Annotated in this window: 12 protein-coding genes; 9 read left to right on the forward strand and 3 right to left on the reverse strand. The window is 66.1% G+C overall.

Annotated elements, in window-relative coordinates:
• Positions 1-18 precede the first annotated feature (18 nt).
• Complete coding sequence (locus TabM4_RS06390; RefSeq protein WP_434620048.1) at positions 19-1473, forward strand: amidohydrolase family protein; 1455 nt, start codon at positions 19-21, stop codon at positions 1471-1473.
• Positions 1474-1524: 51 nt separating this feature from the next.
• Here TabM4_RS06390 and TabM4_RS06395 read toward each other — a convergent pair whose 3' ends face one another.
• Entirely contained in the window at positions 1525-2631 is a 1107-nt protein-coding gene (locus TabM4_RS06395) for a Gfo/Idh/MocA family protein (RefSeq protein ID WP_434620050.1), read from the reverse strand.
• 11 nt (positions 2632-2642) lie between these two features.
• A complete protein-coding gene (locus tag TabM4_RS06400) occupies positions 2643-3344 on the reverse strand; it encodes a GntR family transcriptional regulator (protein ID WP_434620052.1) in 702 nt (233 codons plus the stop codon).
• A gap of 89 nt (positions 3345-3433) precedes the next feature.
• On the opposite strand from TabM4_RS06400, the gene TabM4_RS06405 reads away from it, so the two are divergent.
• The 6 genes from TabM4_RS06405 to dctP are packed head-to-tail and all read left to right on the forward strand — an operon-like array spanning position 3434 to position 9015.
• Positions 3434-4591 (forward strand): LLM class flavin-dependent oxidoreductase, encoded by a 1158-nt coding sequence (locus TabM4_RS06405; RefSeq protein ID WP_434620054.1) that lies wholly within the window; start codon positions 3434-3436, stop codon positions 4589-4591.
• Between the two features lie 5 nt (positions 4592-4596).
• The gene (locus TabM4_RS06410; protein WP_434621946.1) at positions 4597-5487 is read left to right on the forward strand and encodes an aldo/keto reductase; all 891 of its coding nucleotides are present in this window, start codon (positions 4597-4599) and stop codon (positions 5485-5487) included.
• Positions 5487-5999, forward strand: coding sequence for a flavin reductase (locus TabM4_RS06415; RefSeq protein ID WP_434620056.1), 513 nt, complete (start codon positions 5487-5489; stop codon positions 5997-5999). The genes TabM4_RS06410 and TabM4_RS06415 overlap by 1 nt, the downstream gene beginning before the upstream one ends.
• A 30-nt stretch (positions 6000-6029) precedes the next feature.
• Positions 6030-6626: a TRAP transporter small permease gene (locus tag TabM4_RS06420; RefSeq protein WP_434620058.1), complete on the forward strand. Its 597-nt coding sequence runs from the start codon at positions 6030-6032 to the stop codon at positions 6624-6626.
• Complete coding sequence (locus TabM4_RS06425; RefSeq protein WP_434620060.1) at positions 6627-7916, forward strand: TRAP transporter large permease; 1290 nt, start codon at positions 6627-6629, stop codon at positions 7914-7916.
• A 37-nt stretch (positions 7917-7953) separates the two neighbouring features.
• Complete coding sequence (dctP, locus tag TabM4_RS06430; RefSeq protein WP_434620062.1) at positions 7954-9015, forward strand: TRAP transporter substrate-binding protein DctP; 1062 nt, start codon at positions 7954-7956, stop codon at positions 9013-9015.
• A 60-nt stretch (positions 9016-9075) separates the two neighbouring features.
• On the opposite strand, the gene TabM4_RS06435 is transcribed toward dctP, so the two are convergent.
• Positions 9076-10743, reverse strand: a complete 1668-nt coding sequence (locus tag TabM4_RS06435) for a methyl-accepting chemotaxis protein (protein ID WP_434620065.1) — start codon at positions 10741-10743, stop codon at positions 9076-9078.
• 399 nt (positions 10744-11142) lie between these two features.
• On the opposite strand from TabM4_RS06435, the gene TabM4_RS06440 reads away from it, so the two are divergent.
• Complete coding sequence (locus tag TabM4_RS06440; RefSeq protein WP_434620068.1) at positions 11143-13791, forward strand: Hint domain-containing protein; 2649 nt, start codon at positions 11143-11145, stop codon at positions 13789-13791.
• A 302-nt stretch (positions 13792-14093) separates the two neighbouring features.
• Entirely contained in the window at positions 14094-14756 is a 663-nt protein-coding gene (locus TabM4_RS06445) for a methyl-accepting chemotaxis protein (protein WP_434620071.1), read from the forward strand.
• The last annotated feature ends 46 nt before the right edge of the window (positions 14757-14802 follow it).

Below are 14802 nucleotides of genomic sequence, written 5' to 3' on the forward strand. Positions count from 1 at the left end.
CTCTGGGAGGAGAAGACCATGTGCAAGCTTTGTGATGCCGCCCACCCCGTTCCGACCCGTGCCCCTGCCGATGCGGGCGGTGCCTCGTCCCGCCCCGCGCCCTCGGCCCTGCCTGCGGGCATCGGCGCGGCAGGACGGCGGACGCTGATCAAGGGGGGGCATGTCATGTCGATGGATCCGGCCATCGGCAACCATGCCAAGGCCGATGTGTTGATCGAGGGGGCGAAGATCCTGTCCGTCGCCCCGCAGATCGACGCAGGCGACGCCGCCGTGATCGATGCGGCGGGCCATGTCGTGATGCCCGGTTTCATCGACACCCATCACCACCAGTTCGAAACGGCGCTGCGGTCCATCCTTGCCGATGCGATCCTCGTCAATGACGGGCGGCCGGAAAGCGGGGCAAATTACTATGAATGGATGCTGCAGAAATTCAGCGTCCTTTACCGCCCCGAAGATGTGTACATCTCCGAGCTTTTCGGATCGATCAGCCAGATCGATGCCGGTGTCACGACCGTGATGGATGTCAGCCAGATCCACCACAGCCCGGAACATTCCGACGCCGCGATCAGCGCCCTGCGCGATGCGGGCCGCCGCGCCGTCTTCGGCTATTTCGAAGGCTGGGGCGAGAAGGCCCAGTATCCTTCCGACGCGCGCCGGATCAAGGCGCAGCACTTCGCCAGCGACGACCAGCTTCTGTCGATGGTGATGGGCGCGGAAATCTACCTGCCCGGCTATGAAAACGCATGGGCCACGGGGCGCGAATTGGGCATCCCACTGGCCATGCATATCGTGGGCACCTTCGGCATGGCCCCCACCTTCGACGCTCTGGCCGAGGCGGGGCAGTTCGGCCCCGATTGCATCTTCATCCACATGACGGGCATGTCCGACATGGCATGGAAGCGGGCCGCCGACGCGGGCGCACACGTGTCGCTTTCGGTTCCGATCGAGATGCACATGCGCCACGGCAATCCGCCGATCCAGAAATGCCTCGATCTTGGGATGCTGCCCTCGCTGTCGTCGGATGTGGAATGCACGATGACGGCGGACCCCTTCACGCAGATGCGCTCCACCATCACGCTGCAGCGGATGTGGGCCAATGACCTTGCCCTGCGCGGCGAGGAGTATCCCAAGCTGCTTTCGGCGGCGGATGTCATCGAGATGGCCACGATGGGCGGGGCGAAGGGGCTGAAGCTGGAACACAAGACCGGCTCCCTGACGCCCGGCAAGGAGGCGGATATCGTCCTTCTGGATGCGGGCGCGCTGAACGTCGCGCCGCTGAACCATGTGCCGGGGGCCGTGGTCACGCTGATGGAACGGTCGAACGTCTCGACGGTGATCTGCGCGGGGCAGGTGCGGAAATGGCAGGGCGCGATGCTGGGCCATGACATCGCCAAACTGCGCGCGGAACTGGAGGCCAGCCGCGACTATCTGCTGGAAAAGGCGGGCGTCCCGCAGGACCTGTTCCGCGCCTGATGGTTCAGGCGGGGCGCGCTGCGTGGCGCGTCCCGCCGGTCGCTTGGCGGTTCAGCGCGGCACGAAGCCGCTCGCGGCAAGGCTGACCGCCTCGCCCGTCATCGCGCTTTGCTGGGCGGCCATGCCCATGGCTACCGCCCACCAGCCATCGGTCAAAGAAACCTCGGGCGCCTGCGCGCCCAGCGCCGCGCGCTGGAATCCGCGATGCTGGTAATAGGTCGATCCGTTGTGATCCCCCGCCGCCAGAAGGGCGGGATCGACGGGAATCTCCAACTCCACCGGCCCGGCCGGATCGCGCGGGCTGACGATCACCTTGGGCACCGGCGCGGGGCCCAGATGGGCGGGCCAGAAGCGGCCCGGTCCGGGGACGAGACATTCGATCTTGCCCGCTGGCCCGACGGCGGAAATCTCTTCCTGATAGCGGCTGCCTTCGGCGAACATGCACAGTTCTAGCATGGCGCGCATCCCGCTCTGGAAATCGACGATGACATAGGCATGGTCCCAGATGTCGGAATGCTGGCCGTCATAGACCTCGTCCAGATGGTTCACCGCCTGCCCGCCGCTGGCCATGACGCGGACGGGATCGCAGCCCGCGACAAGGCGCATCAGGTCGAAGAAATGGCAGCATTTCTCGACCAGCGTGCCGCCGGAATTGCGGTTGAAGCGGTTCCAGTCGCCCACCTTGCGCAGGAAGGGAAAGCGGTGTTCGCGGATGGTCAGCATCCGCACCCCGCCCGTGGCGGCCTCTGCCTGCTGCAACAGATGGGCGACGGGCGGCATATAGCGGTATTCCATCGCCACCCAGATCGGGGCCGGATAGGCCGCGCGCAGGGCGGCAAGCCGGGGCGCGTCGGCGGGATCGGTGAAGAGGGGCTTTTCGCAAAGGATGGGCAGCGGGCGGAGGCGCGCGATCTCTTCCAACTGGCCAAGGTGCATGTGGTTGGGGCTGGCGATCAGCAGGCAGTCCACCGCCTCCACCGCCAGAAGTTCGGCCACCGATCCCACCATCCGCGCCTCCGGCACCAAGGCGGCGGCGGCGGCGCGCATGCCCGCGTCGGGCTCGAAGATGGCGGCAACCGAGGCATCCTCCAGAAGGGCGATGTTGCGCAGGTGTTCCTGCCCCATCATTCCGCAGCCGATGATCCCGTAACGCAGCATGGTCAGGTTTCCTATTTCAGGCGTGCGACATAGCGCACGGTTGCAGGGTCATACCAGGTGAAGGAGGCCTCGACCGACCGGCCATCCTGCGCCCAGCTCACGCGGGTGATCAGGGGCAGGGGCGTGCCGGGGGCATGGGGGAATTCGGGCGGGGCCCAGCCGGGCAGGGGGCCTTGACCGATAGAATCCTCGGCCCGCGCGATCCACAGGCCAAGGCGCTGGCGGTAATAAAGGTAGAGCGATTCCAGCAGGTCGCCGGGACCGAGCCGGTCGACATGCGCGGCGTCCAGCCAGATCTCCTCGACCGCCGCCACTTGTCCGGAAAGGAATCGCAGGCGGCGGATGCGGTGCCCCTGCGGATGGCTGCCGAATTGCGGCAGGGCAGGGTCCTTGTCGCAGCGGTCGACCGACAGCACGCGCGCCGTGGGCAGGCCGCCGCCCGCCACCAGTTCCAGCCGGAACAGCGCATAGACCGAGGCCGCATCCGCCTTGGCGCGCACATAGTTGCCCGATCCCTGCACCCGATCCAGCAAACCCTTTTCCGTCAGGGATTTGAGCGCCTGCCTTAACGTGCCGACCGCGATGCCCATGCTGGCGGCCATATCGCGTTCGGGCGGCAGTTTCTCGCCATCGATCAGGCGCCCTGCCGCGATGTCGCGGATCAGAAGCTCGGCGATCTGTTGATAGAGCGGCAGGGAACCGGGGCTGGGCAAGGCGGGTATCCGCAAAATTGATACAGTATTGATCTATAACAATCCGGATGCTACGCAAGGGGAAAGTTGCATCTGGGAGTCAGGGAAGAATGACTGTCGTTCCGATCACCTCGCCCGATCTCGATGCCTGCGAGGTCAGCTGGTTCGCGGCGCTCTGTTCCGACGATTACCGCTTCCTCGGTGTGCCGGATGGCGACCTGCGGTCCAGTTTCGCGCATTGCTCCTCCATCGTGAAACGGGCCGAGGGGCATGGCTTCCGCAACATCCTCTGCCCCTCCTCCTATCAGGTGGGGCAGGACACGCTTTCCTTCGTGGCGGGCTGCGCGCCGATCACGGACCGCATCAATTTCCTTGCCGCCATCCGCTGCGGCGAGATGCAGCCCGTGATGCTGGCCCGGACCGTGGCCACGCTGGACCATATGCTGCAAGGGCGGCTCACCCTTAACGTGATCTCGTCGGATTTTCCGGGCGAGGTGGCCGACAGCGCCTATCGCTATCGCCGCAGCCACGAGGTGGTGGAAATCCTGCGGCAGGCATGGACGCGGGACCACATCGAATATTCGGGCGAGGTCTATCAGATCGCCAAGGTCACCGCCGATCCGGCGCGGCCCTATCAGCAGAACGGGGGGCCGCTTCTGTATTTCGGGGGCTATTCGCCGGACGCGCTGGAACTGTGCGGCGCGCAATGCGACGTCTATCTGATGTGGCCGGAACCGAAGGAGATGCTGGCCAAGCGCATGCAGGATGTCCATGCCCGCGCGGCGGCGCATGGGCGGACGCTGGATTACGGGCTGCGCGTCCACATGATCGTGCGCGACACCGAGACCGAGGCGCGCGACTACGCCGACTACATCGTGTCGAAACTGGATGACGAATACGGCAAGCTGATCCGCGACCGGGCGCATGATTCCATCAGTCTCGGCGTGGCGCATCAGGCGCGGGCGCGGGAATTGGCCGACCAGTTCGGCTATGTTGAACCGCATCTGTGGACGGGCATCGGGCGGGCAAGGTCGGGCTGCGGGGCGGCGCTGGTGGGATCGGTCGATCAGGTGATGACCAAGATCGAGGAATACCGCGCCATGGGCATCCGCGCCTTCATCTTCTCGGGCTATCCGCATCTGGACGAATGCGACCATTTCGGAACCAAGGTCCTGCCGCAGATCAAGACCTGCTCGCTGCCCCATGCCTATGGGCGCGTGCCTGCGGAGATGCCCGCAACCCCCCTTGGCAATGGAGTGCGGCGCTGATGGCGATGGAACGGGTTTCCCTTGGCGCGATCGAGGTTTCGCGCCTCGTCTACGGGATGTGGCGGCTTGGCGACGATCCCGACACCTCGCCCGCCCATGTGCAGGCGAAGTTGGAGGCCTGCCTTGCCCAAGGCATCACCACGATGGACCAAGCCGACATCTATGGCGGCTATACGGCCGAGGCGCTGCTGGGGGCCGCGCTGCGGGCGGCGCCGGGCCTGCGCGACCGGATCGAGATCGTCACGAAATGCGATATCGTGGCCCCGGTGGGCCGCCATGCATCGGCGCGTGTGAAGCATTACGACACCTCTGCCGCCCATGTCACCGCCTCGGTCGAGACATCGCTGCGCGAGATGGCGACGGACCGGATCGACCTGCTTCTGATCCATCGCCCCGACCCGCTGATGGACCATCACGAGACGGGCCGCGCGCTGGATGCGCTGGTGGCGGCGGGCAAGGTGCGGGCGGTGGGCGTGTCGAATTTCCGCCCGTGGGATTTCAGCCTGCTGCAATCGGCCATGTCCACGCGGTTGGTGACGAACCAGATCGAATTGTCGCTGGGCGCGCGGGAGCCGTTCACCAACGGTGATCTCGCCTTCCTGCAGGAGCGCGGCATCGCACCCATGGCATGGAGCCCGCTGTCAGGCGGCACCCTGCGTGCCGAGGGGCGGGCAGACCTCGTCGCGCGGATGGATGCGCTGGCCGCCGAGTCGGGCACCGACTGGACGGCGGTGGCGGTGGCATGGCTGCTGCGCCATCCGGCGCGGGTGATCCCGGTGCTGGGCACCAACACCCTGTCGCGCATCGCCACCATCTCGGAGGCGCTGCGCGTGCCGATGGACCGGCAGAAATGGTTCGAACTGCTGACACTGGCACAGGGGCATGAGGTGGCCTGATGGCGGATGGCACCCTGCAGCATGGCGAGGGGATCGTGCCGGATGCCGCGAATGCGCGGCTGTTCCGCGATGCGCTGGGCCGCTTTGCCACCGGGGTGACGCTTGTCACCATCGCGGGGCCGGAGGGGCCGATGGGCTTTGTCGCCAACAGCTTCTCCAGCCTCTCGCTCGACCCGCCGCTGGTGCTGTGGTCGCCCGCCAAGGCATCACAGCGCTTTGGCCACTATGCGGCGGCGCGCCATTACGCGATCCATGTGCTTGGGCAGGATCAGGCCGACATGCCGGCCCGTTTCGCGCGGGGCGGGGCAGGGTTCGACGGTCTGGACTGGGGCCGCAACGCCGAAGGCGTACCCCTCCTGCCGGGCGCGATTGCGCGGTTCGATTGCGTGCAACACGCAACCCATGACGGCGGCGATCACCTGATCATCGTCGGAAAGGTCCTGCGGCTTGCCCTTGAGGAGGGGGAACCGCTGGTCTTCGCGAAAGGAAGGTTTGGACGATTCGAAGTTTGATCCCCCGCGAAGGGGGTGAGGGGAGGAGACGTGACCGCACTTCTGGCCATCTGCAACGGCCTGAACTTGATCAACGGCGCGCTCTTGGCGCTTGGCCGCTGGATCGGGGCTGCCTGCCTTGGCCTGATGGTCGTGGTCATCCTCGTGCAGGTCTTCTTCCGCTATGTGCTGAACAGCGCGCTGCCATGGCCGGAAGAGGCCTCGCGCTTCCTCATGCTGTGGTCCACCGCGCTCATGGCCCCCACCGCCTTCCGCCGGGGCGGGTTCGTCGCCATCGACATGGTGGTGCGCCTCCTGCCGCGCGTCGTGGCGACGGGGCTTTCGGTCTTTCTGATGGTGGTGACGATCCTCGTCCTCTGGACGGCGCTGGGCATCGGCTGGTCCGAGGTGACGGGCCTTGGCGGACGGTTCGAAACGGATTCGCTGCGCGTCCCGGTCGCTCCCGACCTGTCGGTCTGGATGAAGGTGCCCAAGTCCTGGATGATGGCCTCGCTTCTGGTCGGGGTATTCCTGCTTCTGCTGGTGGCGGTCGAACTGGCGCTGCGCAACCTCCATGCGCTGATCCGGGGGCCGGAAGGCCTGCGCGAGATTCCCGAAACCGTCATCCTTGGATCGGGGGCCGAATAGATGCTCAGCTTCTTCCTCCCCCTTTTCCTCGTCTTCCTGATGCTGGGCCTGCCGGTCGTCTTCGGCCTGCTGGCCGCGCCCGCGCTGCTCCTCTGGCTGAACGGGCAGGAACGCGACATCGTCCTGCTTTACCGCAACGTCTATGAGGGGATGAATTCCTTTCCCCTGATGGCGATCCCCTTCTTCATGCTGGCGGGCGAGTTGATGAACCGCGGCGGCATCAGCGCGCGGATCGTGGGCTTCGCGCAGGCGATGGTCGGCCATTTCCGGGGCGGTCTGGCGCAGGTCAACGTGGTCGATTCTATGCTGTTTGCAGGCATCTCCGGCTCTGCCGTGGCGGATGTCTCGGCCTTGGGGTCGATCATCATCCCGCAGATGGAAAAGAAGGGCTATCCAAAGCCCTTCGCCGCCGCGATCACGGCGGCAAGCGCGATCATCGGGCCGATCATCCCGCCGTCGGGCATCATGATCATCTATGCCTATGTGATGGGCGAAAGCGTGGCCGCGCTTTTCCTTGCGGGAATCGTGCCCGGCATCCTTATCGGGATCGCGCTGATGATCACGATCAAGCTGATGGCCAACCGATACCGCCTGCCCGAGGCGCTGCCGCGCGCGAGCTGGGCCGATGCGGGGCGCGCGGCGGGGGCGGCCTTCTGGCCTCTGATGACACCCGTCCTGCTGATGGGCGGCATCCTGACGGGCGTCTTCACCCCGACAGAGGCCGCGGCGGTGGCGGTGGGCTACAGCTTCCTGATCTCCATCTTCATCCTCAAGACGCTGACATGGCGCGACATTCCCGGCGTGCTGACCCGCGCGGGGATCACCAGTTCGGTGGTCATGCTCTTGGTCGGCGCGGCGATGGCCTTCAAGACGGTGGCGGCGCTGGCCCATACGCCGGAACTTCTGGCCTCGGTCCTGCTGGGGATCACCGAGAACCCGCTTCTCCTCCTGCTGCTGGTGAACCTGCTTCTCTTCATCGTGGGGATGTTCCTCGATGCGGGGCCCGCGATCATCATCCTCGGCCCGATCCTCGGACCGATCTTCACCGCGATGGGCGTCGATCCAGTGCATTTCGCGGTTGTGATGGTGGTGAACCTGACCGTGGGCCTCCTGACGCCGCCCATGGGCCTTGTCCTCTTCGCCACATCCGCCGTCTCGGGCCTCAGGGTGGAAACCATCGCCCGTGCCGTGCTGCCCTTCCTTGCGGTGGAATTCCTCGTGATCCTGCTGATCACCTATGTCCCCGCCATCTCGCTGACCCTGCCGCGTCTGGCCGGGTTCCTGAATTGACGAGTCAGCCTTCAACAAGAAACCAACAGGAGGAAAGATGCTGAACAAATCCCTCAAGTCGCTGCTGCTGGCCGCGCTTCTGGCGGGCACCGCCGGGGCGGCCATGGCGCAGGACATCATGCTGCGCGCCACAGCCAATTCCAACGAACAGGACGAGGATTACGACGGTCTCGTCGTCTTCAAGAACTATGTCGAGAATGCCTCGAACGGCGCCATCGGCGTTGAAATCTTCATGGGCACCCAGCTTTGCGCCAAGGGCGACGAATGCCTTGCCGGCGTGGCCGATGGCACCATCGACATCTACATCTCCACGTCCGGCGGGGCGGCGGGGCTGTTTCCCTATATCCAGGTCCTCGACCTGCCCTATCTGATGAGCGATGACCGCGTGGCGGAAGAGGTGCTGACCGGCACCGACTTCACCGCCCAACTGCGCGCCATGGCGCTGGCCGACAGCGGCGACAAGATCCGCCTGATGACCATCGGCAACACGGGCGGCTGGCGCAACTATGCCAATACCCAGCGCCGCATCGCAGGCCCCGGTGATCTGGCCGGGCTGAAGATGCGCACCGTGCCCGCCGACCTGCCGCAGACGCTGGCCACCACGCTGGGTGCATCGCCCACGCCGATCCCGTGGCCGGAACTCTTCACTTCGCTGCAGACCGGTGTGGTGGAAGGCACGGCGAACGGGATCACCGACATCATGTCGATGAAATTCACCGATGCCGGGATCAAATACCTCACGCTGGACGGGCACAGCTACATGGGGGCCTTCTGGTGGATGGGCAATGACCGGTTCAAGTCGCTGACGCCGGAACAGCAGCAGATCGTGGCGGATGGCTTTGCCGCCCTGCAACAGGCCACCTTCGCCAGCCCGAAACGCAAGGAAATCCAGGCCTATGCCGATTTCCGTGCCGCCGGCGGCGAGATCTACGTGCCCACCGCCGAGGAAAAGGCCGCCTTCAAGGCCGCCGTCGCCCCGGTCTTCGACTGGTTCAAGGCGAATGTGCAGGGCGGGCCGGAGGTGCTGGACGCCTTCACCGCCGCCGTCGCCACGGCCGAGGCCGCCGTCGCCGCCGACCGCGCGGGCGAGATGAACTGACGCCCAAAGGGGAGGCGGGCGGGCAGCGCCCGCCCGCCTCCCCGTTTCCTGCCCGATGGATCAGGCCGCGCGGCTGCGCTTGAACTGCCGGTCCATCTCGTCTTCCCCGCCCGTCAGGTCAAAGGCGAACCCCGCGCCCCCGTCCGGCTCTTCGGCCCCCGTTGCGGGCGGCGGGGCCATCCGCGCCGGTGCTGCCATGCGCCGCGCGGGGCCGGCGACCGGCTCGTCCCCCGTACGGAAGAAGGACACCGCCTCTGCCATGGCCGCCGCCTGGCTGGACAGTTCTACCGCCGCTGCCGACAGCTCTTCCGAGGCGGCGGTGTTGCTTTGCGTGACCTTGTCCAGTTGCTGGATCGACACGCTGACCTGCGTGGAGCCAGAGGCAAGTTCCCGCGCCGCCCCCGAAATCTCGCTGACGAGTTCCGCGGTCTTCTCGATCCCCGGCACCAGATCGGCCAGCATGCGCCCCGCATCGGCGGCCGTCCGGACCGTGGCCGTGGACAGCGTCCCGATCTCGATCGCCGCCGTCTGGCTGCGTTCGGCCAGTTTGCGCACCTCTGCCGCCACCACGGCGAAGCCGCGACCATGGTCCCCGGCCCGTGCTGCCTCCACCGCCGCGTTCAGCGCCAGAAGGTCGGTCTGACGCGCGATCTCTTGCACGATGACGATCTTCTCGGCGATGGTCTGCATCGCCTGTACGGCCTCTGCCACCACCTTGCCGCTGGCGCGGGCCTCTTCGGCGGACTGGCTGGCGATCCGCTCGGTCGTCTCGGCATTGGCCGAGGTCTGCTTTATGTTCGCAGTCATCTGTTCCACAGCCGCGGCGCTCTCCTCCGTGGCCGAGGCCTGCTCGGTCGCGCCCTGGCTCAACTCTTCCGAGGTGGAGGCCATCTGACTCGACCCCGAGGCCACGTTGCGCGATGCCGCCGAGACACTGCCCACCACGTTGCGCAGCCTTTCGACCATCGTCTTCTGGGCGCGCAGCAGGTCGGCCACCTCATCCGTGCCCCGCACTTCGGGCGTCTGGCGCAGGTCGCCCTCCGCGATGGCCTCGGCAAGCGCGACCGATGTCTTCAACCCGCGCGTGATGCCCCGCACGATCCAGACCGCCAGCGCAACCGAGATCAGCGCCGCAAGGGCGAAGGTCCCGATCAGCTTCATCCGGGCAAATGCGAAGGACTCGGTCACCGCCGCCTCGCTCTCGGTCACGATGCCGTTCACAAGGCGGCGCAACTCGGCCAGTTCACCCATCGCCGTCGCCCATTTGGTCGCATGGTCCCCGTGATAGAGCGTGTTGGCCAGATCGCCATTCCCGGCCTGATCGGTTCGGATGATGCGTTCGCCGATCTGCTTCGCCTCTTCGTGATGCAACAGGAAGGCGTCGATCTTGGCGATGATCTCGGGCTGGGCCGTCTTGGCCCGCAGATCCTCGACCAGACGGCGTGTCGTCGCGCCGTTCTCCTCGAATTCCGCGATGAGAGAGGGGATGTGATCATCCGGCGCATTGGGCAGGCCGATCAGGATCTCGCCCAGCACCTTGCGGGTCACCGTTTCGCTTGTGATGATGTCCTCGTTCATCAGAAGGCGCGGCACGTCGCGCTGGACGGTCTGGTTGTACGCGCTGTTGGAGGCGGCCAGATAGACGAGGGCAACCCCTATCGTCACGATCCACAGCCCGAGGGCCAGGGCAAAGGTAAGGGTCAGTTTAAGGCCGATCGTCTTGCGCATGCAGTCTCTCCGAAGCGTTGGGGCCCGCCGGACAGACCGGTTGACACCTTCGGGAAAACGGCCCGCCACCGCCACTTTGTAGGGCGTGGTATGCCGTTGCATATCACGGATGCTCGTCGCATTCGTCTGTGTTCCAGACATTCGGTCGTTCGATGCAGAGGATGCCGGTTCAAGGCGTCACCTGCGCCGAACTCGTGCCGCCATCGTCGAGGCCACCCCTCCGGATGGGTTGTATTCTAGTGAACGAGACCGGCCCTTTGCGGAGGCATTAGCAAAGCGGAAAGGCCTTTCCTGCCACTCTCCGTCCTGACGTGCCGCCCCGCGCCTGCCGCCGGGCGACGCCCTTCAGGGGCGATCCTTGGCGTCGGCATCCTTCCACCTTGCAGACGGGGCGCGCGCATGACGGTGATGCAGGTCAACACATCCACGACAGGCGATCAGTCCCCGCCCAAGATGCTGCTGCTGTCCGATGGCCGCGTGCTGCATGTCTGGACGGACAGCGCCCTTGCCGACACCACGGCAGTGGAACTTCAGGCGCGCATCTTCAACGCCGACGGCACCCCCGCCACCGGGCAGTTCAATCTGGGCAGCCTGCCCGCGGTGGATGGCAGCGACGGCTATGACTGGGACAATGTCGATCTCGACCTGCTGCCCGATGGGCGCGTGATCCTTGGCTATGTCCGCTCCGCCGCCGAAACTGGCGGGGACGAACCGGTGTTCGCCATCCTGACCCCCGGCCCCTCCAGCCTGACGATCACCAACCCGGCGACCGAGATCCAGTCTTCGGACACGACCGGATCGGAAAGCCCGCCCGTCACCACGGTTCTGGCCAACGGCAACGTCCTGTTCGTCTGGTCGAACAATGCCCTGTCGGACAACAATACGACGATGCATGTCGAAGGGCGCATCTTCAACCCGACGACAGGCAGTTGGGTCACGAACGACTTCCGCATCGGCAATGTGGCGATCGACGGGACGGACGGGACGGATGTGCCGGGCCTTTCGGTGGTGACGCTTGCCGGGGGGAATGTCGTCGTCGGATGGGCGCGGTCAAATGCCGAAACCGGCTTCAACGAACCCGTCTACACCGTGCTGGATCAGAACGGTGCCACCGTCTTTTCCACCGCCGAGGTCGAGGGCACGGATGACGAGAGCCAGTGGACGGCCTGGGAATCCCCGCCTGTCCTCCACGCGCTGGAAGATGGACGCTGGATGGCGCTCTGGATCAATGACGGCTACAGCGACGATGTCACCTCCATGTCGCTGGAGGGGCGGATCTTCAACGCCGACGGCACGCCCGCGACCGGCGATTTCCGTATCGGCGCGATTGCCGTGGATGGCACGGACAGTTTCGATACCGACCATCTGTCCATCGTGTCGCTGGGGCAGGGGCGGGTTGCAATCTCCCATGTCGGAAATGCGGCGCAGTATTCCGATGGCAGCACCCATTCCCATCTCAACATCATCGACACCGCCGCCGACGGTGCGCCGATCGCCACCGATATCCGCATCCCCGTCTCCCCGCCGCATGTCTATTCCGGCCCGGCGCAACTGGCCGCGCTGGGCGACAGCGGCTATCTCGTCGCCGTCTACGCGACGGGCAATCAGGCCTTGGGCGGCGCAACCGGCCTGAGCTATCGGATCTTCGACGCAAACGGCAATGCCTTCACCGGGGATGTGCCCATCGTCACCGCAGGCGCGGCGCAGGCCCTGAGCGGGAATGACGGCTTCGACTGGGGCAATTTCAGCGTCCTCTACAACCCCGATGCCCGCAATTTCAACGTGGCCTGGGTCGGGGCCGGGGATGGCAGCGGAACCGGAGCCTTCAGCAGCGGGCCCATCGACGTCAGCCACTACATGACGGACGACATCGTGGATGGCACCGCCTCTGGCGATGTCATGGCCCCCGGCTATGCGGATGCCGATGGCGATCAGGTCGATGGCGGCGACGGCCCGAATGACAGCATCCGGGGCAATGGCGGCGATGACAGCATCGCCGCCGGGGCCGGGCAGGACAGTGTCGATGGCGGGGCAGGGGATGACACGGTCGCGGGCGGCGCCGGGAATGACGCGCTGATCGGGGGGGAGGGGGCGGATGTCCTGCTCGGCGAGGCGGACAACGATTTCCTCTTCGGCGGCACGGGGAACGACCTGCTGCGCGGCGGGGCGGGCGACGACGTGCTGGCCTCCGGCACCGGCAGCGACCTTCTGGTGCTCGATGTGGCGGGCGGCAATGACACGATCGGGGATTTCGATTTCAGCGATCCGTTCGGCACCGGCCGCACCAATGACCAGATCGACATCTCGGAACTGGATGACGGCACCGGGCGCGGCATCACCGTCTGGAACACGGTCGTGCAGGACGCGGGTGGCGGCAATGCCCGCCTTGTCTTCCCGCAGGGGGAAACCCTCACCCTCACCGGTGTCGACGCTGCCGGTCTGACGCCGCAGATGCTTCACCGCATGGGCATTCCCTGCTTTACTGCCGGAACGCCCATCGACACGCCCGCAGGCCCCGTCCCGGTCGAGGCGCTGCGTCCCGGCGACCTCGTGCTGACGCGCGACAACGGCCCCCAACCCCTGCGATGGAGCGCGATGCGCCGCCTGACACAGGCGGAACTGGCCGCCGATCCCCGCCTTCTTCCGGTGGAAATCGCGGCAGGCGCCTTGGGCAACGGGGCGCGGCTGGCTGTCTCGCCGCAGCATGCCATCCTCCTGCGCGACCCGGACGGGGAAGAGCGGCTGATCCGCGCCATCCATCTGGCCCGCCTGAAAGGGGGCGGGGTGCGCCAGCGCTTCGGCTGCCGGGGGGTCACCTATGTGCATCTGATGTTCGACCGCCATCAGGTCCTGCGCAGCGGTGGCCTCTGGTCGGAAAGCTTCTATCCCGGCCCGCAGGCGCTGGCTTCGCTGCATCGCGCAGCGCTGCGGGAACTTGAAACCCTGTTTCCCGGCCTGTCGGCGGCGGCCTATGGGCGGCAGGCCCGCACCGTTCCCCGCTTCCGCGACCTGCCAGACCGCCTCAAGGACCTTCGCCCGCCGCTCTAGCGCTTCACCGAGGGTGGAGTGACCGCGCCGCGCCCCGATGCCCCGCGATGCCGCGCAAGCCCTCGCCTTGCGCGACCTGCCCCCGGCCGGCCGCACCCCATCCCTGATGCTCTTGCGCGCCCCCTGTCCCATGGCGGGAGATCCTGCCTGATCCAATATGCCGGCCGTCCCGGGCTGGCATCCTTCTTGCCATTGACCTTGGGTGGTAAACACTTGGGGTGCTTACCCGTTTAAAGAGAAATCCGCGCGGCGACTGTCTCCAGCCGCCGGACAGGCAGTTTCGAAGTCGCATAGGGGTTGGCATGGACGGCACGTTCATCGACGGTCGTGAAGTTGTTGGTAGCATTCTTCATCGCACGAATGGCTTCGTCTATCGCTGCCGCAACGACCGCGACTATTCCATGCTCCTGATGGAAGGGGCGGTGCAGGAACTCACGGGCTATCCGGCGGATGATTTCCTCGTGCCGCCGCAGCGCTCCTATGCAGGTCTCGCCCATCCCGAGGATGCCGAGGCGATGTTCGCCGCCGTCGACGCCGCCCTCCTGCGGCGCGAGAATTGGACGGTGGATTACCGCGTCATGCGCCCCGACGGGTCCACCCGCTGGGTGCATGAGGTGGGCGGCGGCGTTTTCGACGCGGCGGGCGAGCTGCAATTCCTCGAAGGCATCGTGCTGGACCACGAGGCGCGCAAGATCGAAGAGTCCGAAAGCCGCGCCCGCAACCAGCAGATCACGCTGTTCTGCAAGGATCTGGTTTCGGAAACCAAACCCATCCTCTCGGTCCTGCGCGAATTGCGCATCCTTGCCATCAATGCCCGGATCGAGGCCGCGCGGGCGGGTCAGGCCGGGGCGGGCTTTGCCGTGGTGGCGGGCGAGGTGGGCCGCATCGCCAATGAAACCGCCACGCGGGCGACCAAGGTCGCCGAACTGACGGAAGAGTTGCAGAAACTCCTGCGCGCGGGCTGATCCGCGCCTCCCCTCTGCCGCAATGAAAAAACCCCGGGCACGACCC

It is taken from the genome of Tabrizicola sp. M-4 (assembly GCF_051132405.1).
In the GTDB taxonomy this organism is placed as follows: domain Bacteria; phylum Pseudomonadota; class Alphaproteobacteria; order Rhodobacterales; family Rhodobacteraceae; genus Paragemmobacter.

Bases quoted from the DNA above. Each gene is read 5' to 3' on its own strand.
- TabM4_RS06395 (WP_434620050.1), bottom strand. From the start codon at position 2,631: ATGCTGCGTTACGGGATCATCGGCTGCGGAATGATGGGGCAGGAACAC.
- TabM4_RS06410 (WP_434621946.1), top strand. From the start codon at position 4,597: ATGGAACGGGTTTCCCTTGGCGCGATCGAGGTTTCGCGCCTCGTCTAC.
- dctP (WP_434620062.1), top strand. From the start codon at position 7,954: ATGCTGAACAAATCCCTCAAGTCGCTGCTGCTGGCCGCGCTTCTGGCG.
- TabM4_RS06425 (WP_434620060.1), top strand. From the start codon at position 6,627: ATGCTCAGCTTCTTCCTCCCCCTTTTCCTCGTCTTCCTGATGCTGGGC.
- TabM4_RS06415 (WP_434620056.1), top strand. From the start codon at position 5,487: ATGGCGGATGGCACCCTGCAGCATGGCGAGGGGATCGTGCCGGATGCC.
- TabM4_RS06405 (WP_434620054.1), top strand. From the start codon at position 3,434: ATGACTGTCGTTCCGATCACCTCGCCCGATCTCGATGCCTGCGAGGTC.
- TabM4_RS06390 (WP_434620048.1), top strand. From the start codon at position 19: ATGTGCAAGCTTTGTGATGCCGCCCACCCCGTTCCGACCCGTGCCCCT.
- TabM4_RS06445 (WP_434620071.1), top strand. From the start codon at position 14,094: ATGGACGGCACGTTCATCGACGGTCGTGAAGTTGTTGGTAGCATTCTT.
- TabM4_RS06435 (WP_434620065.1), bottom strand. From the start codon at position 10,743: ATGCGCAAGACGATCGGCCTTAAACTGACCCTTACCTTTGCCCTGGCC.
- TabM4_RS06440 (WP_434620068.1), top strand. From the start codon at position 11,143: ATGACGGTGATGCAGGTCAACACATCCACGACAGGCGATCAGTCCCCG.